Here is a 24,313-nt window from a genome sequence, read left to right on the forward strand (position 1 = left end):
CCCGACGCTTCAGCCAGGCACCGGCACGTCCGCCGGGAGGTGGCCGGCCGATTTCAGTTCCTCCCAGAACCCGGCCGGAATGGGCTGCGCCATCAGCGCCACGTTCTGCCTTACTCGCTGGGGATGCTTGGCGCCGGGGATGACCGAGGCCACTACAGGATGCGCCGCGCAGAATTGCAGCGCCGCCGCCTTCAGGTCCACGCCGTGGCGCTGGGCAATGCCAGCCAGGGCATCGCGCTTCTTCACCAGCTCCGCCGGCGCGTCCACGTAGTCGAAGGTATTGCCGCCGGCGAGAAGGCCAGAATTATAGGGCCCGCCAATCACCACATGGGCGCCGCGCCCGGCGCAGAGCGGAAACAGCTCCTCCAGCCCCGCGAGGTCCAGAAGGCTGTAGCGCCCGGCGAGCAGGAACACGTCCGGGTCGGATTCCTTCAGGGCGCGGATGCAGGGCTCGGTCAGGTTCACGCCGAGGCCCCAGGCGCCGATCAACCCTTCCTCCCGCATCCGGATCAATTCGCGGAAGGCGCCTTCGCGGGCGGTGGCGAAGGCGTCCTCCCACGCATCGCCCAGATGGTCGGCGGCGAGGTCATGAACATAAACGATGTCGATGCGGCCGATGGCCATGCGCTGCAGGCTGTCTTCCACCGAACGGCGGGCGCCGGCGGCGGAATAATCCTGCACCCGGCGGAAGGGCAGGGCGCTCAGGAAGGGATGGGCGATCTCGCCGGGCAGTTCCGGTGCCAGCACGCGGCCCACCTTGGTGGACAGCACGTATTCGTCGCGCGGACGATCGCGCAGCGCGGCGCCGAAGCGGTGTTCCGACAGGCCGGCGCCGTAATGCGGCGCCGTGTCGAAGTAACGGATGCCGCTGTCCCAGGCGGCGGCCAAGGTGGCGGCGGCCTCGGCCTCGGTCACCTTGGCGAACATGTCGCCCAGCGGCGCGCCGCCGAAACCGAGCGGCCCGGGCGGGGCGAAGCGCTTCTCTGCCATGGATCGTCTCCCCATTCTGCTGGTGGCGTGTCCTGGATGCGCGGCGCGGCGCCGGGTTGCCCGGTTCAGGCCGCCGGCTGCAGCCGGATGCGATGCGTCACCATGGCATCAACCGCCCCGCGCGAGTAGAGCAGCGGCACATACTCCCCCCTGGCCCAGAGCGGCGCGAGGTCGGCGTAGTGCGGAGAGGCAGGATCGCCGGACTGTCCCGGCGCGTTCATGCACAGGCTCCGGTCCCATTCCCCCACATCCATCACCAGCCGGACCGAGGCGCCGTAATTGCAGCGGAAGTCCGAGGGGCGGTAGCCGGTGTGCATTGGCGTGCTGGCGCTGCCACCCAGGGGAAAGCTGCCCACGTCGAGCTTTCCCTGATCCGCGCCAAGCGCCGAAAGGGCGTGGGAGAAGTACCCCCGATGCAGGCGGCCCCAGGACCATTCCGATGGCGACAGCCCCATCCGTTCCCCGCAATCGCGGAAGGCGGCGACGAGGCATCCGGCCAGCAGCGCATCCCGCGCGCCAGCCGGGTCGGGGCCGAGGCGGGAATCCGGCTGCTCCATCACCCGCAGCAGGCTCTCGGTGTCCTGCGGCAGCAGCAGCGGACGCAGCGAGGCATCGGTCGCCAGCGCTGTCAGCAGGCGCGGCTTCAGGTGCTTGGTGAGGAACACCTCGAACAGGGCGGCTGCGGCGCTGTCGGCCTCCAGCCGATGGTCCCACTCCTCCAGCAAGGTCTGCGCCGCCCAGAGCTCCGGCTCGCCGCCGCGCGGCAGGGCCTGGATCAGGGCGCAAAGGCGGCGGGCGGGCAGGGAGGTGACATCCGTCTGCAGCGCCGTGCAATCGGCCAGGGTCAGCAGCGGGCCACGGGTCAGCGCCTCGCGGATGCGAAGGGATCGTGAGGATTCGGTCCATTCATAGCCATAGGTCTTCTGCTCATGCGGCCAGTCCTCGGGCAGGTTCTGCTCATTGGCGCTGTGCACGAAGCCCTGGAGGGGGTCGACACGCCAGGGATGCTCCGCGGGGTCGAGCAGGCCCGACCATTCGTAGCGGCCATCGCCCGGCACCGGCAGCAGCCCGTCCCAGTTCGGCCGCTGCGGCGCATAGCCCGCTGGGGTCCAGGCCACCGTGCCGCCCACATCGGCGTAGACCTTGTTCACCGACGGCGTTCCCCAGCGGCGCACGGCCTGGCGGAACTCATCCAGCGAACGCGCCCGCATGGTGCTGAGGCTGGCGAGATAGGGCGCGGCGCCGGGCTGCGACCAGACGCTGCGGATCGCCACGGCGCGGCGGGCCGCGATGTCGCGGGCGATGACGGGGCCGTGCCGGGTGAAGCGCAGGGGAAGGGTCTGCGGGGGATGGCCCTTCACCGCGAACTCCTCCTCGATCACCGACATCGCCTCGAAGCCGTCGCCATAGAGGTAGGAATCGCCTTCCGCCTGATAGACATAGACGTCTTCCTGGTCGGCGCCGTGGATCGTCAGCGCGAAGGCCGCGGTGCCGTTATGGCCGATGGAGATGCCGGGCACGGCCGGCTCCCCGGCGCCGATGGCGTTGAAGCCCGGGCTGTCCAGATGCACGAGGTAGCGCAGCGACGGCGCCGCATGGGCGCGATGCGGATCGCTCGCCAGGATGGGGCGGCCGCTTTCGGTCCGGCTGCCATGGATGGCCCAGTTGTTGGAGCCTTCCATCTCCGCCCCCAGCACCACGCTGCCCAGGTCATCCAGTTGCGACCAGCGGCGCCACTCGGCGAGGGGCGCGGCTAGCCGTTCCGGCGAGAAGGTGACGGCGGCGGTGGCGAGCTTGAAGGTGGCCAGGCATTCGGTGGTCAGGGCCGAAAGGTCGAGGCCTTCCGGCCGCACCGGCTCGCGCATCGGCTCCAGGTTCTTGCGCAGCAGGTCGGTGGCGAGGTCCGCGCGGGACAGCACTACGGCGCGCAGCACTTCGGACAGGGCGTTCCGCGTCAGGGAATGGCTGCGGATGCGCACCACATCCTCCGCCGCCCAGCGTGCCGGGCGGGTGCCGAGCGCCACGAATTCCGGCGGCAGGCGCTCCGGCTCCGCCTCGACCAGGGTGACATAGGCGTTGATGCCCGCCACGAACGCCTCGCAGATGGCGCGCGCATCGGGCGCGTAGGCGTCGAACTCCGCCTGCATGTCGCCGCGGTACAGGAACAGGCGTGAGGCGTGGTCCTGCGCCAGGTAGCCAGGGCCGAAATCCGCCGCCAGCAGCCCCAGTCCGCGCTTGCGCCACAGGTCGATCTGCCAGAGCCGGTCCCGCGCCGCGTTGAAGCCCTGGACGAAGAACAGGTCCTGTTCTCCCTCTGCCCGGAGATGCGCGATGCCCCAGCGGTCGATATGGATCGAGGCTGGCTGTTGGAGCCCCTCCACAACCATGGCTTCGTCGCGGGGAACGGTCTGGGTCATCGATGCGGCCTTCTTCCGGTTCGCTGGGCAGGGAAGCTAGGGGCGGCGAGGATGCGCCGCAATGTGGCGGGTTCGGGGCGCCATGGCGGGGAAACTGGCCGCAATGCTCTGGAACCTCCGGCGTGGCCGGCGCATGATCCGCCCCTTGTTGGAAGTCTGCCTGCCCGGAAGGAACAACCGAACCATGGCGCTGCGCTGCGATATGATCATCCGCGATGCCACCATTTTCGACGGTACGGGGGCGCCGCGCCGCATCGGCGATGTCGGCGTCACGGGGGACCGCATCGTCGGGGTCGGGGACCTCGGCGGCGCCAGCGCCGACCGCGAGGTGATCGGCACCGGCAAGGCGATCGCACCCGGCTTCATCGATTCGCACACGCATGACGACCGCGCCGTGCTGTGCGGGCCGCAATGCACGCTGTGCAAGATCAGCCAGGGCGTCACCACCGTGGTGGTGGGCAATTGCGGCATCTCGCTCGCGCCCATGCGCCACGCGGACAAGCGCCCGCCGGCGCCGCTCGACCTGCTGGGCGACGAGCAATGGTGGACCTTCGACAGCTTCGGCGACTACGCCCACGCGCTGAAGACGCGTGGCAGCGAGGTGAACACCTATGCCCTGGTGGGCCACCAGACCCTGCGGGTCGAGGCCATGAACGGCGACGTGCACCGCCCGGCCAAGGACAGCGAGATCCAGCGCATGCACACGCGGCTGAAGCAGTCGCTGATGGAAGGCGCGTCCGGCTTCTCGACCGGCCTGTACTACCCGCTGAACAAGGCCGCGACGACCGAGGAGGTGATCGCCGTCGGCGAGGCGCTGAAGACCACGGGTGGCCTCTACACCAGCCACATGCGCGACGAGGCGGACCACATCCTTGCCTCGATCGAGGAAACGCTACGCATCGGCACGCGGCTCGGCCTGCCGGTGCATATCAGCCACCACAAATGCTCCATGCCAGAGAATTACGGCCGCTCGGTGCAGACGCTGGCGCTGATCGAGGCCGCCGCTTCCATGCAGGAAGTGGCCTTCGACATGTATCCCTATCCGGCCGGCTCCACCGTGCTGATGCCCGACAAGGTGCGCGACGGGCTGCGCTGCCTGATCACCTGGTCCGTGCCTTATCCGGAGATGGCCGGCCGCGACCTGTCCGAGATCGCGCGGAGCTGGAACACCGACCTGCGGGCCGCGGCGGAGCGGCTGACCCCGGCCGGCGCCGTGACCTTCCAGATGGACGAGGAGGATGTGCGCCGGATCATGCGCCATCCGCTTTCCATTATCGGCTCCGACGGATTGCCGCATGACGAGAAGCCGCATCCGCGCCTGTGGGGCACCTTCCCGCGCGTGCTGGGCTATTATTCGCGCCAGCTGGGCCTGTTCGACATGGAAACCGCCATCCACAAGATGACGGGCCGCTGCGCGCAGATCTTCGGCATGGTCGACCGCGGCGTGATCCGCGAAGGGGCCTTCGCCGACCTGGTGCTGTTCGACCCCGCCACCGTGATCGACAACGCCACCTTCGAGGACCCGATCCAGATGAGCGTCGGCATCGAGCAGGTCTGGGCCAATGGCGTCGCCACCTTCGCCAAGGGCAAGGAAACCGGCGAGAAGCCGGGGCGCCTGGTGACCCGCAACCGCACGCTGTAGCCGCTGCGCCCCGGCTTCCGGGGAACGCGGCGGCAGCCGCCCCCGGAAGCGCCAACGGAGCCGTCAGGCGGCTGCTCCAGCCGGCCAGATTTCGCTTGGGGGGTCCTGCCATGCGGCTGGATGGCGGATGAGGCGTAGCCCTTCGCCTCGGCCTGGGTTTAATGTGTCCGGCTAAAAGCTGTATTGAGGACGCTGAGTGTCATGACGGTGCGTGGTTGGCAGCCCGGAAGCTGGCGGGAAATGCCGGTTCGGCAAGTGCCGGATTATCCCGACCAGGCGAAGCTTGAAGCCATGGAAGCGCGGCTGGCGAGCTATCCCCCACTGGTCTTCGCTGGGGAGGCGAGGCGCTTGCAGAAGGCCCTGGCACAGGCCGGCCAGGGTCAGGGCTTCGTGTTGCAGGGCGGCGATTGCGCCGAAAGCTTTGCCGATTTCCGCCCCAACCCGATCCGCGACACTTTCCGCGTCCTGCTGCAGATGGCGGTGGTGCTGACCTTCGGCTCCTCATTGCCCGTGGTGAAGCTCGGCCGCATGGCCGGACAATTCGCCAAGCCCCGCTCCTCCGACACGGAAACGCAAGGGGAGGTGACGCTGCCTTCCTATCGCGGGGATATCATCAACGGGCCGGAATTCTCGCCGGAGGCAAGGCTGCCCGACCCGGCGCGGATGGAATTCGCCTATATGCAATCGGCGGGCACGCTGAACCTGCTGCGCGCCTTCGCCACCGGCGGCTATGCCGACCTGCATGAGGTGCATCGCTGGAACCTGGGCTTTGTAGCGCGCTCGCCCCTGGCAGACCGCTACCAGGATCTCGCGGCCCGCATCGACGAGACGCTGCGCTTCATGGGCGCCTGCGGCATGTCCAACGCGCCGCAGGTGCGGGAGACGGATTTCTACACCAGCCACGAGGCGCTGCTGCTGCCCTATGAGCAGGCGCTGACGCGGGTCGATTCCACCACGGGCGACTGGTATGCCTGTTCCGCCCACTTCCTGTGGATCGGCGACCGGACCCGCCAGCCCGAAGGCGCGCATGTGGAGTTCCTGCGCGGGGTGAGGAATCCGCTGGGCCTCAAGGTCGGCCCCACCACCGACCCGGCCGAGCTGGTGCGCCTGACCGAGATCCTGAACCCGGAGAACCAGCCCGGCCGCCTGACGCTGATCAGCCGCATGGGCGCGCAGAAGATCGCCGAGAAGCTTCCACCCCTGCTGCGTGCGGTGAAGCAGGCGGGGCGGGAGGTCGTCTGGATCTCCGACCCGATGCACGGCAACACCCATACGGCGGGCAGCTACAAGACGCGCTCTTTCGACGCCATCCTGGCGGAGCTGCGCGGCTTCTTCGACGCCCACGCGGCCGAGGGCACCTGGCCGGGCGGCGTGCATGTGGAGATGACCGGCACCAACGTCACCGAATGCGTTGGCGGCGCCCACAAGCTGACGGAAGCCGACCTTTCCGCCAACTACGCCACCTTCTGCGACCCCCGGCTGAACGCCGAACAGGCGCTGGAACTGGCCTTTCTGGTGGCGGAGGAACTCAAGGCCCGCCGCCAGCCCGCCACCGCGCCGCTGATCGCCGCGCAATGAGCGGATCGGCGGAAAAAAGCCGCCCGGCTGGCGACGCCGTCATCGCCAGCCGGACCGATGCCTATTTCAACCGCACCAAGGCCATCGTGAACCGTTTCGGTGACGCCCGCGTCACCTATGCCGTGTTCCTGCGCCGGCCTGTGGTGTCCGCGCCGCGGCTGATGCTGGACTGGCTGGCGCAGGTGGCCGAGGCCCGCGACACGCGCTTCGACATCGAGCTGATGCACAAGGAAGGGGAATGGGTGGGTGCCGGCGATCCCATCATCTACCTGACCGGCTCCTTCGCGCAGCTTACGGACCTTGAGACGCTCTACCTGCAGAAGCTCGGCCCGCCCTGCGTGGCAGCGCATAACGCCTTCCAGATGTGCCTGGAACTGCCGCAGGCCGCCTTCCTTGCCATGGATGCCCGGCATTGCGCGGGCGCCGAGATGCAGGAGATGATGGCCTATGCCGCCTCCGTCGGCGGGGCGGCAGCGCAGAGGGAAGGGGCGAAGGGCTTCATCGGCGGCTCCACCGACGCCACCGCGCGTTGGTTCGGCAAGGACCATGGCTACGGCACCATGCCGCACGCCCTGATCGGCTATGCCGGCAGCACCGTCCGGGCGGCGGAGATGTTTCACGAAACCTATCCGGACGAGCCTCTCACCGTTCTGGTCGATTATTTCGGCCGGGAGGTGACGGACAGCCTCGCCGTTTGCCAGCGTTTCCCGGAACTGGCGGCTGCGGGCAGGCTGGCCGTGCGGCTCGACACCCATGGCGGGCGCTTCCTGCAGGGGCTTGATCCGGCCGAATCCTATGCCGTGCTGGAGCGCCATGTCCCCGGCGCCATCCGCCGCTACCGCTCGGAAACCGAGTTGCGGCATCTGGTCGGCACCGGCGTTTCCGCGGCTGCCATCTGGCGCATGCGGGAAGCCCTGAACGAGGCGGGCTTCCCCAAGGTGCGCATCGTGGCCTCCTCCGGCTTCGGGGTGAGCAAGTGCCGGGTGATGGCGGAAGCCAAGGCGCCGATTGACGTGGTTGGCACCGGCAGCTTCATCCCCAACACCTGGAGCGAAACCTACGCCACGGCCGACATTGTCGCCTATGACGGCGTGGCGCGGGTTAAGCTGGGCCGCGAGTTCCTGTTGCATCGCAACGGGGAGCGGATGAAGGGTCAGGGCTGAGGCCGCCGCCCTCTGGCGGCGGAGACGTGCCGGGGCGCGTCCTTCGGGGCCCCGCATGTCGCGGGAGACTTGACGAAGATCGGAACCATGCGAGGGTCCAGCGCATGCGTATCCATGTTCAGAATCCGCCCGACGAACTTCTTTTCCCGATCACACCGGAGCAATGGGACACCGCCCTCGCGCGGCATCCCGATCTGACCGGGCTCGAGATCACCTTCAGCAACGACCCGGCCGGGCTGGAGCCCGCCCTGGCCGAGGCCGAGGTGGTGGTGACTTGGACCAAGATCGTCCATGCCCAGATGATGCAGGGCGACCTCGCCCGCCGCGCGCCGAAGCTGCGCATGGTGTTCTGCACCTCGGCCGGCATCGACCGGCTGTTGCCGCTGGACTGGCTGCCGCCCGGCGCGGCCTTGCTGAACAACCGTGGCACCCATGCCCGCAAGGCCGGCGAGTTCGGCATCATGGCGCTGCTGATGCTCGCCAACCATGTGCCGTTCTTCGCCGACCGCCAGCGGGAAGGTCAGTGGCAGCCGCGCTTCGGCCGCGTCCTGGCCGGGCGCAAGGTGGTGGTGGTCGGGCTGGGCACCCTGGGCGGCGCCATTGCCGAGCACGCGAAGCAATTCGGGATGCACGTGACCGGCGTGCGGCATGGCACGGCGCCGCATTCCGCCTGTGACGTGGTGGTGCCGCAGGCGAGGCTGGATGAGGTGCTGCCGGAAGCCGAGTTCCTGGTTCTGGCCTGCCCGCTGACGCCGGAAACGCAGGGGCTGATGGACCGCCGCCGCTTCGAACTGCTGCCCAAGGGCGCCATGCTGTTCAACATCGGCCGCGGCCCGCTCTGGGACCAGGATGCGCTGTGCGACCTGCTGGATTCAGGACATCTCGGCGCCGCCGTGACCGATGTGGCGGTGCCGGAGCCGCTGCCGCCGGAACACCGCCTGTGGCGGACGCCCAACCTGTTCGTGACGCCGCACATGTCGGCGGACGACCCGGATACCTACAATGACAGCAGCCTCGACATCCTGCTGAACAACATCCGTGCCATGCGCGCCGGCCAGGTGTTGCCGAACCGCGTCCGGCCTGAACTGGGCTATTGATCGAAGGCCCGGCGCCCTGGCGCCGGGCAGATCCTCACTTCGCCTGGGCGGAGCGCGCGATGGGCGGGACGAATTGCTGCTCCGTGTCCCACGGAAACAGGATCCAGGTGTCCTGGCTCACTTCCATGACAAAGGTATCCACCAGCGGATTGCCGGCGGGCTTGGCGTAGACGGTCGCCATATGGGCCTTGGGGAGCAGGGCGCGCACCACCTTCGCGGTGGTGCCGGTGTCCACCAGATCGTCCACCACCAGCCAGCCCTCGCCATCGCCGGCGGCGGCGGGCGGCTTGGCGACTTCCGGCTTACCGAGCTTTTCCTCGTCATAGGTGATGACGGAAACGCTCTCGATTATCCGGCAGTCCAGCTCGCGGGCGATGATCGCGGCCGGGATCAGGCCGCCGCGCGTGATGGCGACGATGCCCTTCCAGGGGCCTTTCTCCACCAGCCGCCAGGCAAGTGCCTTGCTGTCGCGGTGGAGCTGGTCCCAGCTCACGGTGTAGTAGCGCTGCGTCATGGCGTCAGAACATCCTGCCGCCATTCGGGACGGCGAAATCGGGTCGGATCAGGACCACCTCGCCATCGGCATCCGGCAGGCCCAGGGTCAGGACCTCGCTCTGGAAGCCGGCGATGCGGCGAGGGGGGAAGTTCACCACGCAGAGCACCTGCCGGCCGATCAGCTTGTCCGGCTTGTAATGCGCCGTGATCTGCGCCGAGGACTGGCGGGTGCCGATCTCCTTGCCGAAATCGATCACCAGCTTCAGCGAGGGCTTTCGGGCGCCTTCCAGCGGCTCGGCATCCAGCACGGTGCCGACGCGGATGTCGAGGCGGTCGAAATCGTCGATCGTCGCGGTGCCTTCCATCCGTTCCGGATAGCGCAGCCGGGCCTGGGGCGGAAGTGGGCGCATTGATACGGGAGCGAGTCCGTGGCAGCGTCGCCAGCCTCGATTCAGCCTGCGGAGGGCTTTTCCCATGCGCGATTTCCACATTCCCGGCCGCAGTGCCGTTCACGCCACCCATGCCATGGCGGCGACCTCCATGCCGATCGCCACCATGACGGCGATCGATATCCTGCGCCGCGGCGGCAACGCCATGGACGCCGCCATCGCGGCCTGCGCCATGCTGGCGGTGGTGGAGCCGCAATCCACGGGCATCGGCGGCGACTGCTTCTGCCTCTACGCCCCGGGCGGCCGGGGCGAGGTGGTGGCGATGAACGGTTCCGGCCGCGCGCCGGCCGGGGGCACGCCGGAGCGGCTGCGGGCCGATGGCCTGACCGCGATGGTGAACACCTCCGCCCATTCCGTGACCGTGCCGGGCGCCATCTCGGCCTGGGTGAAGCTGAACGCCACCCATGGCAAGCTGTCCCTGGCCGAGATCCTGGAGCCCGCCGCCCGCGTGGCCGAGGAAGGCCACCCCGTCCATGCCCGCGTCGCGCATGACTGGGCGAGCAGCGTCCGCAAGCTGTCCCTGCAGGAAGCCACCGCGCGGCACTTCCTGAAGGACGGCAAGCCTTATGGTGTGGGCGAGATCTTCCGCCAGCCGGCGCTTGGCCGCACCCTGCGCGCCATCGGCCAGCATGGTGCCAAGGCCTTCTACGAGGGTGAGATCGCCGCCGACATGGTGGCCGCGCTGCAGGCGGCGGGCGGCAGCCATACCGAGGCCGATTTCGCCGCCGGCGCCGATGTCGCGGAGTTCGTGACGCCGATCCAGACGCGCTGGCGCGGCCTCGATGTCTTCCAATGCCCGCCCAACGGCTCGGGCCTGCTGGTGCTGTCCATGCTGGGCGTGCTGGGTGGCTTCGAGACGCCGGAAGCCGGCCCGCTCTCGACCCAGCGCCTGCACCGCCATGTGGAAACGGCGCGCCTCGCCTATCGCGACCGCGATGCCTTCCTGGCGGACCCGTCCCAGGTGGATGTGCCGGTGGCCCGCCTGACCAGCGCGGAATATGCCGATGCGCTGCGCAAGCTGATCCGCGACGACGTAGCGATGAAGGAAATGCCGGAGGCTGGCACGGCCGACTGGGCGCGCCACAAGGACACGGTGTATCTCTGCGTCGTCGATGCCGACGGCAATGTCTGCTCCTTCATCAATTCGCTGTTCGAGGGCTTCGGCTCCGGCATCCTGGCGGAAAAGAGCGGCGTGATGCTGCAGAACCGCGGCTTCGGGTTCCGCCTGCAGGAAGGCCATCCGAACTGCATCGCGCCGAACAAGCGCCCGATGCACACCATCATCCCCGGCATGGTCGTGAAGGATGGCCGCGCGATCATGCCCTATGGCGTGATGGGCGGGCATTTCCAGCCGATGGGCCAGACGATGTTCCTGAGCAACCACTTCGAGTTCGGCATGGACGTGCAGGCCGCGCTCGATTTTCCGCGCCTGTTCCCCTATGGCGGCAAGGTGCAGGTGGAGCGGGGCATCCCGTCCTCCGTGGTGGACCAGCTGAGCCGCATGGGCCACGAATGCACGCTGATCGACAAGCCGCATGGCGGCGGGCAGGCCATCTTCATCGATCATGAGCGCGGCGTCCTGGTGGGCGGGTCCGACCCGCGCAAGGATGGCTGCGCGCTGGGCTACTGAATCGTGTTCAAGGGATCATCAAGCGTGACCGAAGCCTGCGATCTGTCCGCCGTCGAGGCGCGCCGCCTCATCGGCACCAAGAAGCTGTCGCCCGTCGAGCTGCTCGACTCCTGCATGAAGCGCATCGGCGAGGTGAACCACGCGGTCAACGCGATGGTGGCGATGGACGAGGAGGGCGCGCGTGCCGCCGCGCGCCAGGCCGAGGCGGAGGTCATGGCCGGGGAAACGCTGGGCCTGCTGCACGGCCTGCCGCTCGGCATCAAGGACCTGGATGACACTGCCGGGCTGGTGACGACCTTCGGCAGCCCGCTGTTCCGCGACAACGTGCCCAAGCGCGACAGCCAGATGGTGGCCGATCTGCGCGCGGCAGGCGGCATCGTGCTCGGCAAGACCAACACGCCGGAATTCGGCGCGGGCGCCAACACGCGCAACGCCGTCTATGGCGCCACAGGCAATCCGTTCGACCCGAGCAAGTCGGCCGCCGGGTCGTCCGGCGGCTCGGGCGTGGCGCTGGCCTGCTCCATGGTGCCGCTGGCGAGCGGCTCCGACACCGGCGGCAGCCTGCGCAACCCGGCGGCCTTCAACGGCATTGTCGGCTTCCGGCCCAGCCCCGGAATGGTGCCGGCGGAACGGCGCCTGCTGGGCTGGTCCAACCTTCCGGTGCTCGGCCCGATGGCGCGCGACGTCAGCGACCTCGCGCTGATGATGTCCGCCATGGCGGCCGATCATGCGCTGGACCCGCTGGCCTACACACTGCCGGATGCCGATGTGCGGCACGGCCTCGCCTTCAACGAAAGCGTGGACCTGTCCACGCTGCGGGTCGCCGCGACAGCAGATTTCGGCTTCGCGCCGACCGAGCGGCATATCCGGGAGGTGTTCGCGGAGCGCGTCGCCGCCCTGTCGCCGCTGTTCGGCGGCGTGGACGAGGCGCATCCGGATTGCAGCGGCGCCGACGAAGCCTTCGCCATCCTGCGGGCGCTGAACTTCCTGGCCTCGCATGAGGAAAAGGTGAAGCGGACGCCGGACATGGTCGGCCCGAATGTGCGCGCCAATGTGGAGGAGGGGCTGAACTACAGCGCCTCCGACGTGGCGCGCGCCGCGGTGCTGCAGACGCAGATGTACCGCCGCTGGCAGGCCTTCTTTGAGGGCGGCATCGATGTGGTGATCTCTCCCGCGATCACGCTGTCGCCGCGGCCCTGGAGCGAGTTGTATCCGGCGGAAATCGACGGGCAGCCCACCAAGAGCTACTTCCACTGGCTGGCCCTGGCCTACGCGGCCACCTTGCCGGGCCATCCGGCGATCAGCCTGCCGCTGGGCGTGGATCGCGCCGGCATGCCGTTCGGCCTGCAGATCGTCGGGCCGCGCGGCGGCGACGCGCTGGTGATCGCGGTGGCCGGCGCCATCGAGGCCGCGGTGGCCGGCGACGCGACTCTGGCACGGCCGGTGCCGGACCTCGCTAGGCTGAGGGCCGCGCAGCCGATCAGCGCGATGCCGGGCTTCCTCAGCTTCGACTGATCAGGATGGCGGGCGCCGGTTGGCGCCCGCCGCACGTCATTCCGCGCGGATGTTGCCGGTCTGGACCACCTGGGTCCAGCGCTCGATTTCCTTTTTCTGGAACACCTGGAACTCTTCCGGGCTGTTGCCGACGATGCTGAAGCCGATCAGGTCCATCTGCTTCATCACGTCGGGGTGCCGCAATGCCTCCACGATGGAGCCATGCACCTGCTGGACCAGGGCAGGGTCCATCTTCGGCGGCGCCGCCATGGCCTGCCAGGAATACACCACGAAATCCTCCAGCCCGGCCTCTGCCGCGGTCGGGACGTCCGGAAGAAGCGGGTGGCGCTTTTCGGAGGTGACGATCAGCGGCTTCACCTGCTTGTCGCGGATGAACGGCGTGATGAAGCCCAGGTTCTGGAACGACATCTGCACGGTGCCCGAGATCAGGTCGGTGGTCGCCGGCGCACCGCCTGCATAAGGGATATGGGCAACCTTTGTTCCGGCACGCTGGTTGAACAATTCCGCCGTCAGGTGGTCGGAGGAACCGACGCCGCTGCTGGAATAGGAATCCTGCGCGCCGCTGCGCTTCAGCCAGGCGATGAATTCCTGAAGCGTGTTGGCCTTCACCTGCGCCGGGTTGACCACCAGCACATTCGGCGTGGTGACGGACAATGTCAGGTTGGTGAAGTCCGTCACCGGGTCGTAGCCCAGCTTCGGGCGCAGCGCCTTGTTGATGGCGAAGGTGCTGATCGGCGCCGCCATCAGCAGATGGCCGTCGGGCTCGGCGCGGGCCAGCAGGCGGGCGCCGACTTCGCCCGCCGCGCCGGGGCGGTTCTCGACCACCACCGGCCTCGGCAGCGTCGCGCTCATCCGGTGCGCCACGGCGCGGCCGATGATGTCGGAGGAGCCGCCAGGCGCGAAGGGCACCATCATGGTGATGGGACGGCTTGGCCAGGATTGCGCCGACGCCGCGCGGCCCAGCAGGAGGGCCGGCATGGCCAATGTGCTGGCCTGCAGCAGAATGCGTCGCTTCATCATGTCGTTCTTCCCTTGTGCCCGGATGGTTGCCGCGATCCGGGACGTCAGTCGATCTGGATCTTCGCCTTCTCCGCGACGTCGCCCCAGCGCTTGGTTTCGCTCGCGATGAAGGCCGCGAACTGCTCCGGCGTGTTGCCGACCGGCGTGATGCCGAGATCCTTGAAGCGCGCCTGCACCGAGGGCTGCGCCAGCGCGGCCGCCGCTTCCTTGTGCAGTCGCTCCACGATGGCGGGCGGCGTTCCGGCCGGCGCGAACAGGCCATGCCAGGACAGGCTTTCGAAGCCCGGCACGGTTTCGGCGACGGCGGGGATGTCGGGCGCCGTTTCGCTGCGCTTCAGCGAGGTGACGCCCAGGATGCGCATCTTGCCTTCCCGGGCGAAGGGCCAGGCGGAGGAGAAATTGTCGAAGGCGATCGGCAGTTCGCCGGTCAGCAGCGCCGTCATGACCTGGCCGCTGCCGCGATACGGAACATGCTCCAGCTCCGTCCCGGTCAGCTGCGCGAACAGCGAGCCCGCGAGATGGACGGATGTGCCGACGCCCGAGGTTCCGTAATTGTAGGTGCCCGGCTTGGCGCGCAGCGCGTCAATCAATCCCTTCACATCCTTGGCGGCGAAATCCTGCGTCACCACCAGAGCATTGGGCTGCGAGGCAAGCTGCGAGATCGGCGCGAAGTCGCGCAGGTTGTTGTAGGGGATCTTCGGATAGATCGCCGGGTTGATGGCATGGCTGCTGATGGTGCCGAGACAGATGGTGTAGCCATCGGCCGGCGCCTTGGCGCAGGCTTCGCTGCCGATATTGCCGCCGGCGCCCGCGCGGTTCTCCACCACCAGGGGCTGGCCCATGGCCTTGCTCATCTCCTGCCCGACAAGCCGCGCCACTGTGTCCGAGGTGCCAGCGGAAAAAGGCACGATCAGGCGGATGGGCTGGTTGGGATAGCCCTGCGCCATGGCGGGCAAGGTGGCGAGCGACAGCAGGCAAGCCGCGGCCACGGTCTTGGTGAGCTTCATGCTTGTGCGTTCCTTTGGGCGCGGCGACTGGGCCGCCGCGCCGTGGATCATCGACGGATGGGTCGGTTCAGCGCCCGTTGCGCTGCCGCCAGGCGGCGAAGTCGGTCAGGGTCTGCTCGTCGGTCGCCGGATAAAGGCCCAGGATCGAGCGGCCGCCACGGACTTCCTCGGTGACGAAATCCTCGAAGGCCGTCATCTCCACCGCTTCGGCCGCGATCTCGTCGGCCAGATGGGCGGGGATGACGATGACGCCATCGGCATCGCCCACGATCACGTCGCCGGGGAAAACCGGCGCGTCGCCGCAGCCGATGGGCACGTTGATGTCGATGGCCTGGTGCAGCGTCAGGTTGGTCGGCGCCGAGGGGCGTGTGTGGTAGGCCGGCATGTCGAGCGCGCCGATCTCTGCGCTGTCGCGGAAGCCGCCATCGGTGACCACGCCGGCCACGCCGCGCTGCTGCAGCCGCGTGACCAGGATGCCGCCGGCGGAAGCCGCGCGCGGGTCCTTGCGGCTGTCCATCACCATCACCGCGCCCGGCGGGCATTCCTCGACGGCCTTGCGCTGCGGGTGCGCGCGGTCGCGGAACACCGTCAGCTGGTTCAGGTCCTCACGCGCGGGCATATAGCGCAGCGTGAAGGCCTCGCCGACCATCGACTCCGCGCGGGCACGGCCGCCCACGGGCTGGACGCCCTGGATCATCTGGTTGCGGAGGCCACGCTTGTAGAGCGCGGTGGCGAGGGTGGCGGTGCTGACGGTCTTCAGCTTCGCGCGGGTCTCGGGGTTGAGGCTCATCTCTCGCTTCCGGCTCAATAGATCACGGGTTCTTCGACCGGGTGGCCGAATTCGGTTTTAAGGAAATCGAAGTCGCAGCCTTCATTGGCCTGCTGGATGTGCTTGGTGAACATCCAGCCATAGCCACGGCCGAACCGCTCGGGCGGCGCCTTCCATTCGGCGCGGCGCTTCGCCAGCTCCTCATCGGAGACGAGCATGTTGATGCTGCGCGCATCAACGTCCATCTCGACGATGTCCCCGGTCTTCAGCAGGGCCAGCGCGCCGCCGATCCAGCTTTCCGGCGCGACATGCAGCACGCAGGCGCCATAGGAGGTGCCGCTCATGCGCGCATCGGAAATGCGCAGCATGTCGCGCAGGCCCATCTTCAGCAGCTTCTTCGGCATGGGCAGCATGCCCCATTCCGGCATGCCCGGGCCGCCCTGCGGGCCGGCATTGCGCAGCACCATCACGGTGTCTGGCGTGAAGGGATAGGACTCGTCGTCCACTGCCTTCTTCATGCTGGGGTAATCGTCGAAGACCACCGCCGGACCCTTGTGCTTCAGGAAGCGCTGGTCCATCGCGGCAGGCTTGATGACGCAGCCATCCGGCGCCAGGTTGCCCTTCAGCACGGCCAGCGAGCCTTCGCCGTAGATCGGGTTGTCCGTGGTCCGGATGACGTCGTCGTTGTGGACCTTGGCGCCCTCGATGTTCTCGCCCAGCGTGCGGCCGGTGCAGGTCAGGCAGGATAGGTCCAGATGTTCCGTGATGCGGTTCATCAGCGCCTTGATGCCGCCGGCGTAGTAGAAATCCTCCATCAGATAGGCATTGCCCGAAGGCCGGACATTGCCGATGACGGGAACCTTGCGGCTGTAGCGCTCGAAGTCATCCAGACCGATATCCTGGCCGGCGCGGCGCGCCATGGCGATCAGGTGGATGATGGCATTGGTGGAGCAGCCCATCGCCATGGCGACGGCGATGGCGTTCTCGAAGGCCGGGCGGGTCTGGATCTTCTGCGGCGTCAGGTCTTCCCAGACCATGTCCACGATGCGGCGCCCGCTCTCGCTGGCTAGGCGGATATGCCCGGCATCGGCGGCCAGCATGGAGGAACCGCCCGGCAGCACCATGCCCACCGCTTCCGCGATGGCCGTCATGGTGGAGGCCGTGCCCATGGTCATGCAGGTGCCGTAGGAACGCGCGATGCCGCCTTCCACCGCCAGCCAGTCCTGGTCCGTGATCTTGCCGGCGCGCAGCTCATCCCAGTACTTCCAGGAATCCGAGCCGGAGCCGAGGAACTTGCCCTGCCAGTTGCCGCGCAGCATTGGCCCGGCGGGCAGGAAGATGGCCGGGATGTTCATGCTGGTGGCGCCCAGCAGCAGGCCCGGCGTGGTCTTGTCGCAGCCGCCCATCAGCACCGCGCCATCCACGGGGTGGGAGCGCAGCAGCTCCTCCGTCTCCATGGCCAGCATGTTGCGGTACATCATGGTGGTCGGCTTGACGAAGCTCTCGGACACCGAGATCGCCGGCAGTTCCACCGGGAAGCCGCCAGCCATCAGGATGCCGCGCTTCACATCCTCCACCCGCTGCTTGAAATGCGAGTGGCAGGGCTGCAGGTCCGACCAGGTGTTGATGATGGCGATGACGGGCTTGCCGGTCCATTCCTCCGGGCTGTAGCCCATCTGCATGGCGCGGGAGCGGTGGCCGAAGGAGCGCAGATCGGCCGGGCCGAACCAGCGGCGGCTGCGGAATTCCTCAACCGTTTTGACGCGGGGCAGGGGGGATGCGGTCATGAACGGGTTTCCGGATCAAACAGGATCGATGGGGCCGCGGCCGGCGGTGACGGCGGCGATGTTGTCGAGCGCGCGCATCGCCATGGCGTCCCGTGTTTCCTGCGTGGCGCTGGCTACGTGCGGCGTCAGGAACACGTTGGGCAGTTCGGCGAAGCGCGTGTCGAAATCAGGCTCGCTGCGGAACACGTCGAGCCCGGCGGCGAAAAGATGGCCAGACTTCAGCGCGGCGATCAGCGCATCCTCGTCCACCAGCGAACCGCGGGCGGTGTTGACGAACACGGCGCCCTTCGGCAGCGCCGCGAAGGCGGCGGCGTCCATCAGGGTGCCTGCCTCGCCACCCGGCAGGTGCAGCGACAGGATCTGGCAATGCGGCAGCATGCTGTGCAGATCGGCGAAGTATTCGGCACCCTGCTCCAGCTCGGCGGGCAGGCGGGAGCGGTTGTGGTACAGGATGCGCATGCCGAAGCCGCGCGCCCGCTGCGCCATGGCCCGGCCGATGCGGCCCATGCCGACGATGCCCAGCGTCTTGCCGCTGGGGCGGACGCCCAGCATGTCCGGCAGGCCGAAGCCCTTCCGCCAGCCGCTCCGCATGATGGCCTCGTATTCATGCGCGCGCCGGCAGGCGCCCAGCAGCAGCAGGAAGGCGAGATCGGCCGTGCAGTCGGTCAGCACGTCCGGGGTGTTGGTGACGATCAGGCCCCGTGCCTTCGCCGCCTGCGCGTCCATGTGGTCATAGCCGACGGAGGAATTGGCGATCAGCTTCACGCAGGCCGGAAGCTGGGCCACGGCGGCGGCATCGAGCTTCACCTTGGGGCCGATCAGGATGGCCTCGGCCGGATGCCGGCGCAGGGCGTCGAGCACCGCCGCGGCGTCCATGTCCTGCTCGGCGACCACGGCATCGAAGTCGCGGCGGGCGCGCTCCGTGGCGGCGGGCGTCAGGCGGCGGGTGACCAGGATTCGCGGCAGGGAAGCGCTCAAGGGACTCTCCGAACGCGCGGCGGGAAGAACCGCAGGCGCAGGGAGCCTTTGGCATTCCTCCTCATCGCGGCTTCTGTGGCGGCGGTTGGAGCGGACGCTACGCCATGTCGCGTCATCTGACAAGCAGCCGATATTTCGGATTTTAGGTGGCGGTGCTACAAGCCTGCCATGCCTGTCCCCAGCCCGAGTTCCAATCCGTCCCTGTTGCAGCCTTTCGGGCGCCGCCAGAGCGCGGCCAGCTTCGCTTATGAGGCGTTGCGCGCTGCCATCCTGGCGCTGGAGCTGGCACCCGGCATGCCCTTGTCGCGCTCCGCCTTGGCGCAAAGGCTGAGCCTCAGCCAGACGCCCGTGCGGGAAGCCTTGATCCGCCTGGAAGCGGAGGGGCTGGTTGAGGTGGTTCCGAGTGCTTCAACACGCGTGGCGATGATCGACCTGCGCAGTGCCCGGGAAGCCCTGTTCCTGCGCCGGGCGGTGGAGCTGGAAGTGGTGCGCCACCTGGCGGAAATGCCCTCCGCGGCGCTGGAAGGGGATTTGCGCGGCAGCGTGGAGGACCAGCGGCGGCTTGTGGCAGCCGATGATCATGACGGGCTGGCCGCCGCGGATGGCGTGTTCCATGGCCTGCTCTATGAGGCAGCCGGCATGACCGGCCTTTGGTCCCTGATCGGCAGCCGCAGCGGGCATTTGGACCGCCTGCGCCGCCTGCACCTGCCGACGCCCGGCAAGGCGGCGGCCATCCTGCGCGACCATGAGGAGCTGGCGCGAGCGATCCTGGCGGGCGATGGCGCCGGCGCGGAAGCGGTGCTGCGCCGGCACCTGGCCGATACCCTGGCCCGGATCGAGGAGATCCAGGCGGCCAATCCCGGATACTTCTCCGAGGAGGCCACCTAGGCATCAGGCTGGGATCAGGTTCCCGCCGGCCAGCCGCAGGACCCGGTCATGGTATTGCAGCACCGCCGGCCGGTGGGCGATGGACAGGATGGCGGTGCCTGGCAGGTCGCGGCGCAGGGTCCTGTACAGGGTTTCCTCCGCCTCGGGGTCGAGGCTGGCCGTCGCCTCATCCAGAAACAGCCAGCGCGGCTTCAGCAGCAGGGCGCGGGCGATCGCCAGGCGCTGCTGCTCGCCTCCCGAAAGGCGGCGCTCCCAGGCATCGACATGGTCCAGGCGGCCGCCCAGCATGCCAAGCCCGACCTTGTTCAGCACCGCCAGAAGCTGCTCATCGGTATAGTCCGCCGCGGCGTGCGGATAGCAGAGCGCGCGGCGCAGGCTGCCCAGGGGCAAGTAGGGCCGCTGCGGCAGGAACAGGGCCTCGCCTTCCGGCATCTGCAACTCGCCCCTGGCGAAAGGCCATATTCCTGCCAGGGCACGGAACAGGGTCGACTTGCCGCTGCCAGAGGCGCCGGTGATCACCACCGCCTCTCCGGCACGCAGTTCCAGCTCGGCATTGTCCGTCAGTGGGCGGCCATCCGGCAGGGAGACCGCCAGGTGCTCGGCCTGAAGGGACTCGCCGCTTCCGGATGCCTGACGCCGGAGGCCTTCGCCGGCCGATGCCTGTGCCGTGGCCAGGGCGCGCTGGAAGCCGGTCAGCCGCTCCACGCTGGCCCCCCATTCGGTCAGCCTCGAATAATTGGTGACCACCCAGGACAGCGAGCCCTGCACCTCGCCGAACGCGGTGGAGGTCTGGATCAGGCCACCCAGCTGGATCCGCCCGGTGAAGAAGGCGGGCGCCGCCACCACGATGGGAAAGATCACCGCCAGCTGCCCGTAGCCGGAGGTGAAGAAGGTGAGCTGCTTGGTGGCCCGCATGATGTCCCACCAATTCTGGATCACCGCCCCGAAGCGGTCGAGCAGGCCGCGCTTCTCCTGCGCTTCCCCGCCATGCAGGGCCACGCCTTCCATGTTTTCCCGGAAGCGCACCAGCGCGTAGCGGAAATCGGCCTCGACGCGCTGGCGGAGGAAGTTCAGCCCGATCAGCCTGCGGCCGATCCGGTGCGCCAGCCAGGTGCCAAGAAGCGAATAGATCAGCGCCACCCAGACCATGTAGCCGGGGACCGAGATGCCGAAGACCTCCATCGGTCCCGACAGCCCCCACAACACCACGATGAAGGAGGCCAGTGTCACGACCGCGTTCATGAGGCCAAGGCCCAGCCCGAGCGTGTCATCCACAAAAAGCCGGCTGTCATCCGCGATGCGCTGGTCCGGATTGTCGGTGCCCAGGTCGGTCAGGGACATGCGGTAATACACGCGGCTTTCCAGCCAGCCCGAAAGGAACCGTTCCGTGAGCCAGCGGCGCCAGCGGATCTGCAGCGCCTGCTGCAGATAAAGGGCATACACGCCCACCACGATGTAGAGCGCGGCCACCAGGGTGAAGCCGGGCATGAAGCCCTCGGGGCCGCCATGCCCCCAAAGGATCAGGCCGGTGAAGGCCGCGAAGTCCTTGGCCTCCAGCGCGTTGTAGAAGGCCCGCTGCCAATAGGTCAGCAGGACGCCCATGCCGACAAGCGCGAGGTTCAGCACCACCACGACGGCCAGCAGGCCGCGCGCCTTCCATCGTTCCTCGCTGTTCCAGTAAGGGCGGATCAACGCCCAGGCATCGCGAAGAAAGGGCGCCACCCCGCGCAGGCCGGGGCGGCGGGATGGATCGCCTGTCACTCCTCAGCCGACCTGTCCGGCCCGGCTTCCGGCGCCTGGCGCAGGCGGATCACGCCGCGCACCGCCTCGGGCGGCACCGGCTTGCCCTTCCGCAGGATCTCGATGCGGCCGTCACGTTGCAAGGCGAGGGCCGCGTCCCGCACAGGGGTCATCAGGCTGCGCCAATGTTCCTCGGGCGCCAGGGCGCGGGCGACCTCGCTCGGGCAGATGGATTTGCCGGGGCCGCTCTTCGCGGTCTGGCGCAGGATTTCCGCGGCCAGGGTCTCGGGCGGCGGGGTCTTGAAGGAGGCAGTCATGGGGCAGGGTCCTGAGAAACGGGCCGGGGCTTAGCGGGGCGCAGCCCGCAGCCGCGTGAAGCTGATCAGCGCGGCGGCGGCCGCAATGCAAGAGGCGCCCAGCAGGGCCAGTTGCGGGCCGCCATCCACCATGCGCAGGCACAATGCCGCCAGCGCGGCGCCCAGTGTCTGCCCGGTCAGCCGGGCGGTGGACAGCATGCCGCTGGCGCCGCCGCTGCGTTCCCGCGGGGCGGCGGTCAGCAGGGTGCGGTTGTTGGGTGTCTGGAAAAGCCCGAAGCCGAGGCCGCACAAGGCCATCCGCCAGCCGATATCGAAGGTGTTCGGGGCGGCGGGCAGGGTCGCGAGCAAGGCCAGGCCCGCGGCCATGCAGGCCAGCCCCACGCCCCCCAGCAGTCCGGCCGGCACACGGTCCGAGGCGCGGCCGGCCAGGGGTGACATCACGATCAGCGCTAGCGGCCAGGGCATCATCAGCAGACCGGTCTCGACCTGCGTGCGGCCAAGGTCGTGCTGAAGAAAGAAGGGCAGGGCCACAAAGGTCATCATCTGCGCCATGAAGGACCCCACCGAGGTGGCGACGGACAGGGCGAAGATCGGGATCCGCAACAGGTCCACCGGCAGGAGCGGCGCGGCGCGGCCGCTTTGCCGGCGCCAAAGCAATATGCCGCACAGAACGCCGCCGGCCAGCAGAAGAAGCGCGCGAACCGGTGGGGCGCCGCGCGCCAGTTGCTCCGCGCCTGTCATCAGCATGCCGAAGGTGCCGGCGCTGAGCAGCGCGCTGCCGGCATCGAAGCGCCTGGAAGCCCGTGGCGTGGCCGGCAGGAAGCGCAGGGCAAGGGTCAGCGCCGCAAGGCCGATCGGGATGTTCAGCGCGAAGATCCATGGCCAGTGGGCCACGCTGAGCACGGCCGATGCCACGCCGGGGCCCAGCACCGATGAGGTCGCCACAACCAGGGCGTTGATGCCCATGCCCTGGCCGAGCAGCCGCTGCGGGTAGATCAGCCGGACCAGCGCCGTGTTCACGCTCATCAGCCCGGCCGCCCCGAAGCCCTGAGCCACGCGGGCCAACGTCAGCTCGGTCAGGGAGCCGGCCATGGCGCAGAAGAACGAGCTGGCGATGAACAGCATCAGGCCGCAGCGATAGATGCGCTCATAGCCGAGCTTCTCCCCCAGCGACGCCAGCGGCAGAAGGGACATGATGACGGCGATCTGATAGGCATTGACCACCAGGATGGCCTCTGCCGGCTCCACGCGCAGATCCGCCGCAATCGTCGGCAGGGCCACGTTGGCGATGGAACTGTCCATGACGGAAAGAGCGATGGACACGGCGATGGCGATGACGGCGCCCCTTCGCTGGGGCTGAGGCAATCCATCCTGGTCGTGTTGCTGCATGCCGCGCCGTGCTCTCCCGCCCTTGGGCGGCAAAACTGCGCCGCCTTGGCGCATCACGCCAGAGCGGCCTGGCGTTTTTTGCTCCCATCCGCCGCGTGGCGGTGATCCGCCGGGCGCATGCCGCTTCCGCTCAGGCGAAAGCGCGTTCCACCAAGGGGCCCGGGCCGGGATGGCTGGCGATCTCCCGGATGATCTTGCGCCGGACGGCGCCATCAAAGGCCCGGAACCCCTCGGCAACCATCAGGAAGGCGCCAGGGCCGCCGATCACCTCGTCCCGGTAATAATCGTCGAGTGGCGGCTGCAGGGCCGCGAATTGCGGAGGCGGCGGGGTGCGGTCCAGCACCGCCAGCCCATTCAGTACGATGCCCTGCCGCAACGCATCAGCCCGGGCCTGGGCGAGGGGACGGCCTGAATTGTTCACCCCGTCGCCGGAGATGTCCACCACCTGCCGGGTTCCCTCGTAGCCCTGGCCGAACAAGTCGGATGCGTAGTCGATCGCGCCGGAGATGGAGGTGTAGAGATGCGCCCGCCGTGGCGCCGCCTCCAATGCCTCGGAAAAGCGGCCGGCGCTGGACGGGCCATCGATGACCATCCACGGAACCAGCAATTCCTGCATGTTCCAGTCGGACCAGGTGAAGAAGCTGACGGCGATGGCGCCCAGCGGCCCGTTGCGGATGCCCTCCACCAGCCGGGAATCGCGAAAGGCGGCGGCATAGCCGCGGAACTGAAGCTCCTGCTCCTCGGGATCCACGGATCGGCTGACATCCACCGCCAGCACCAGCTCCACATCCACAGGCCTCAAGGCATGGGCGGGGCGGGAAGGCAGCAGAGCCGGCATGGCCAGCAGGCTGGTGGAAAGATGGCGCAAGATCGCTCGACGTTGCATCGGAACCCCATACATCCGGTCCGTGACCAGCCGCTTCCTCCGAGGGCAGCATAGGCCCGGCTTATTGTGCGATGCAACATAACGGGCGCTGGGCGGGCAGTGGCGCCATTCGGTTGCGGCAACCGCCCGGAAGCGGGGCCGTTGGACAGGCAGGACGAGCATGGAGGATCTGATGTCTTGCGCCGGCCCATCCAAGTTTTCCGTTTCGGTGGAAACGTGGCACGCGCAGTTGCCGTTGCCGCCAGCCGACCCGCCCCAGCCCATTCCGCCGCCGCCGCAGGAGCCACCGGGACCGGACCTGCCGGAGCCACCGGTGCAGGACCCGCCTGGTCCCGATGGACCGACGCCGGATGCCCCCGACATCCCACCCATCGGGGACCCACCGGGCGCTCCGCCGGCCCGGATGTGATCGCAAGGGCGGGACCGCTCTCCGCTTCGGCGGGAAATGAAAAGGGGCGCCTCGCGGCGCCCCTTCAACATCCGTCCTGTGATGCGGCTTAGCGCAGCACGATCTCGACGCGGCGGTTCTGCGGCTCGCGCACGCCGTCGGCGGTCG

Annotated in this window: 20 protein-coding genes; 7 read left to right on the forward strand and 13 right to left on the reverse strand. The window is 68.5% G+C overall.

Going from position 1 to position 24,313, the window contains the following annotated elements; genetic code table 11:
- Positions 1 to 9: 9 nt before the first annotated feature.
- On the reverse strand, positions 10 to 990 hold the full coding sequence (locus tag F0Q34_RS15895) for an aldo/keto reductase (protein ID WP_149813221.1): 981 nt from the start codon (positions 988 to 990) through the stop codon (positions 10 to 12).
- 65 nt (positions 991 to 1,055) lie between these two features.
- Entirely contained in the window at positions 1,056 to 3,407 is a 2,352-nt protein-coding gene (locus tag F0Q34_RS15900) for a penicillin acylase family protein (RefSeq protein WP_149813222.1), read from the reverse strand.
- A 184-nt stretch (positions 3,408 to 3,591) separates the two neighbouring features.
- Here F0Q34_RS15900 and F0Q34_RS15905 point away from each other — a divergent pair, with 184 nt between their 5' ends.
- From F0Q34_RS15905 to F0Q34_RS15920, 4 genes are all read left to right on the forward strand, one after another.
- Entirely contained in the window at positions 3,592 to 5,049 is a 1,458-nt protein-coding gene (locus F0Q34_RS15905; protein ID WP_149813223.1) for an N-acyl-D-amino-acid deacylase family protein, read from the forward strand.
- 201 nt (positions 5,050 to 5,250) lie between these two features.
- Positions 5,251 to 6,627 carry a class II 3-deoxy-7-phosphoheptulonate synthase gene (locus F0Q34_RS15910; protein WP_149813224.1) on the forward strand — a complete coding sequence of 459 codons (1,377 nt, stop codon included), beginning with the start codon at positions 5,251 to 5,253 and terminating at the stop codon, positions 6,625 to 6,627.
- Positions 6,624 to 7,790, forward strand: a complete 1,167-nt coding sequence (locus F0Q34_RS15915; protein ID WP_149813225.1) for a nicotinate phosphoribosyltransferase — start codon at positions 6,624 to 6,626, stop codon at positions 7,788 to 7,790. The genes F0Q34_RS15910 and F0Q34_RS15915 overlap by 4 nt, the downstream gene beginning before the upstream one ends.
- 104 nt (positions 7,791 to 7,894) lie before the next feature.
- Positions 7,895 to 8,887 (forward strand): D-2-hydroxyacid dehydrogenase, encoded by a 993-nt coding sequence (locus F0Q34_RS15920; protein WP_149813226.1) that lies wholly within the window; start codon positions 7,895 to 7,897, stop codon positions 8,885 to 8,887.
- Positions 8,888 to 8,921: 34 nt separating this feature from the next.
- Here F0Q34_RS15920 and gpt read toward each other — a convergent pair whose 3' ends face one another.
- Complete coding sequence (gene gpt, locus F0Q34_RS15925) at positions 8,922 to 9,401, reverse strand: xanthine phosphoribosyltransferase (protein WP_149813227.1); 480 nt, start codon at positions 9,399 to 9,401, stop codon at positions 8,922 to 8,924.
- A 4-nt stretch (positions 9,402 to 9,405) separates the two neighbouring features.
- Positions 9,406 to 9,747: a tRNA-binding protein gene (locus F0Q34_RS15930; RefSeq protein ID WP_149813250.1), complete on the reverse strand. Its 342-nt coding sequence runs from the start codon at positions 9,745 to 9,747 to the stop codon at positions 9,406 to 9,408.
- A 109-nt stretch (positions 9,748 to 9,856) separates the two neighbouring features.
- Between F0Q34_RS15930 and ggt the strand changes: the two genes are divergently transcribed.
- Both ggt and F0Q34_RS15940 read left to right on the forward strand, forming a co-directional pair.
- The gene (ggt, locus tag F0Q34_RS15935) at positions 9,857 to 11,461 is read left to right on the forward strand and encodes a gamma-glutamyltransferase (RefSeq protein ID WP_149813228.1); all 1,605 of its coding nucleotides are present in this window, start codon (positions 9,857 to 9,859) and stop codon (positions 11,459 to 11,461) included.
- 24 nt (positions 11,462 to 11,485) lie between these two features.
- Positions 11,486 to 12,976: an amidase gene (locus tag F0Q34_RS15940; RefSeq protein WP_149813229.1), complete on the forward strand. Its 1,491-nt coding sequence runs from the start codon at positions 11,486 to 11,488 to the stop codon at positions 12,974 to 12,976.
- Between the two features lie 36 nt (positions 12,977 to 13,012).
- Here the strand turns inward: F0Q34_RS15940 and F0Q34_RS15945 are convergent, their stop codons facing one another.
- The 5 genes from F0Q34_RS15945 to F0Q34_RS15965 all read right to left on the reverse strand — a co-directional run bounded on the left by F0Q34_RS15945 (position 13,013) and on the right by F0Q34_RS15965 (position 18,537).
- A complete protein-coding gene (locus tag F0Q34_RS15945; RefSeq protein WP_149813230.1) occupies positions 13,013 to 13,993 on the reverse strand; it encodes a Bug family tripartite tricarboxylate transporter substrate binding protein in 981 nt (326 codons plus the stop codon).
- Between the two features lie 47 nt (positions 13,994 to 14,040).
- Entirely contained in the window at positions 14,041 to 15,003 is a 963-nt protein-coding gene (locus F0Q34_RS15950) for a Bug family tripartite tricarboxylate transporter substrate binding protein (protein ID WP_149813231.1), read from the reverse strand.
- A gap of 67 nt (positions 15,004 to 15,070) precedes the next feature.
- Entirely contained in the window at positions 15,071 to 15,793 is a 723-nt protein-coding gene (locus F0Q34_RS15955; protein WP_149813232.1) for a ribonuclease activity regulator RraA, read from the reverse strand.
- 14 nt (positions 15,794 to 15,807) lie between these two features.
- Complete coding sequence (araD, locus tag F0Q34_RS15960; protein ID WP_149813233.1) at positions 15,808 to 17,559, reverse strand: L-arabinonate dehydratase; 1,752 nt, start codon at positions 17,557 to 17,559, stop codon at positions 15,808 to 15,810.
- 15 nt (positions 17,560 to 17,574) lie between these two features.
- Positions 17,575 to 18,537: a 2-hydroxyacid dehydrogenase gene (locus F0Q34_RS15965; protein ID WP_149813234.1), complete on the reverse strand. Its 963-nt coding sequence runs from the start codon at positions 18,535 to 18,537 to the stop codon at positions 17,575 to 17,577.
- Between the two features lie 168 nt (positions 18,538 to 18,705).
- On the opposite strand from F0Q34_RS15965, the gene F0Q34_RS15970 reads away from it, so the two are divergent.
- Complete coding sequence (locus tag F0Q34_RS15970; RefSeq protein ID WP_149813235.1) at positions 18,706 to 19,425, forward strand: GntR family transcriptional regulator; 720 nt, start codon at positions 18,706 to 18,708, stop codon at positions 19,423 to 19,425.
- 3 nt (positions 19,426 to 19,428) lie between these two features.
- On the opposite strand, the gene F0Q34_RS15975 is transcribed toward F0Q34_RS15970, so the two are convergent.
- From F0Q34_RS15975 to F0Q34_RS15990, 4 genes are all read right to left on the reverse strand, one after another.
- A complete protein-coding gene (locus F0Q34_RS15975) occupies positions 19,429 to 21,186 on the reverse strand; it encodes an ABC transporter ATP-binding protein/permease (protein WP_241665523.1) in 1,758 nt (585 codons plus the stop codon).
- Entirely contained in the window at positions 21,183 to 21,482 is a 300-nt protein-coding gene (locus F0Q34_RS15980) for a DUF3253 domain-containing protein (RefSeq protein ID WP_149813236.1), read from the reverse strand. Before F0Q34_RS15980 ends, F0Q34_RS15975 begins: the two co-directional genes overlap by 4 nt.
- 30 nt (positions 21,483 to 21,512) lie before the next feature.
- Positions 21,513 to 22,871: an MFS transporter gene (locus F0Q34_RS15985; protein ID WP_149813237.1), complete on the reverse strand. Its 1,359-nt coding sequence runs from the start codon at positions 22,869 to 22,871 to the stop codon at positions 21,513 to 21,515.
- Between the two features lie 130 nt (positions 22,872 to 23,001).
- Positions 23,002 to 23,739: a DUF1194 domain-containing protein gene (locus F0Q34_RS15990; RefSeq protein WP_241665524.1), complete on the reverse strand. Its 738-nt coding sequence runs from the start codon at positions 23,737 to 23,739 to the stop codon at positions 23,002 to 23,004.
- Between the last annotated feature and the right edge of the window lie 574 nt (positions 23,740 to 24,313).

This window comes from Teichococcus oryzae (assembly GCF_008386565.1).
GTDB classification, from domain to species: Bacteria; Pseudomonadota; Alphaproteobacteria; order Acetobacterales; family Acetobacteraceae; genus Pseudoroseomonas; species Pseudoroseomonas oryzae.

Coding starts and splice junctions, on each gene's coding strand:
- F0Q34_RS15895 (WP_149813221.1), bottom strand. CDS start 990: ATGGCAGAGAAGCGCTTCGCCCCGCCCGGGCCGCTCGGTTTCGGCGGC.
- F0Q34_RS15900 (WP_149813222.1), bottom strand. CDS start 3,407: ATGACCCAGACCGTTCCCCGCGACGAAGCCATGGTTGTGGAGGGGCTC.
- F0Q34_RS15905 (WP_149813223.1), top strand. CDS start 3,592: ATGGCGCTGCGCTGCGATATGATCATCCGCGATGCCACCATTTTCGAC.
- F0Q34_RS15910 (WP_149813224.1), top strand. CDS start 5,251: ATGACGGTGCGTGGTTGGCAGCCCGGAAGCTGGCGGGAAATGCCGGTT.
- F0Q34_RS15915 (WP_149813225.1), top strand. CDS start 6,624: ATGAGCGGATCGGCGGAAAAAAGCCGCCCGGCTGGCGACGCCGTCATC.
- F0Q34_RS15920 (WP_149813226.1), top strand. CDS start 7,895: ATGCGTATCCATGTTCAGAATCCGCCCGACGAACTTCTTTTCCCGATC.
- gpt (WP_149813227.1), bottom strand. CDS start 9,401: ATGACGCAGCGCTACTACACCGTGAGCTGGGACCAGCTCCACCGCGAC.
- F0Q34_RS15930 (WP_149813250.1), bottom strand. CDS start 9,747: ATGGAAGGCACCGCGACGATCGACGATTTCGACCGCCTCGACATCCGC.
- ggt (WP_149813228.1), top strand. CDS start 9,857: ATGCGCGATTTCCACATTCCCGGCCGCAGTGCCGTTCACGCCACCCAT.
- F0Q34_RS15945 (WP_149813230.1), bottom strand. CDS start 13,993: ATGAAGCGACGCATTCTGCTGCAGGCCAGCACATTGGCCATGCCGGCC.
- F0Q34_RS15950 (WP_149813231.1), bottom strand. CDS start 15,003: ATGAAGCTCACCAAGACCGTGGCCGCGGCTTGCCTGCTGTCGCTCGCC.
- F0Q34_RS15955 (WP_149813232.1), bottom strand. CDS start 15,793: ATGAGCCTCAACCCCGAGACCCGCGCGAAGCTGAAGACCGTCAGCACC.
- araD (WP_149813233.1), bottom strand. CDS start 17,559: ATGACCGCATCCCCCCTGCCCCGCGTCAAAACGGTTGAGGAATTCCGC.
- F0Q34_RS15970 (WP_149813235.1), top strand. CDS start 18,706: ATGCCTGTCCCCAGCCCGAGTTCCAATCCGTCCCTGTTGCAGCCTTTC.
- F0Q34_RS15980 (WP_149813236.1), bottom strand. CDS start 21,482: ATGACTGCCTCCTTCAAGACCCCGCCGCCCGAGACCCTGGCCGCGGAA.
- F0Q34_RS15985 (WP_149813237.1), bottom strand. CDS start 22,871: ATGCAGCAACACGACCAGGATGGATTGCCTCAGCCCCAGCGAAGGGGC.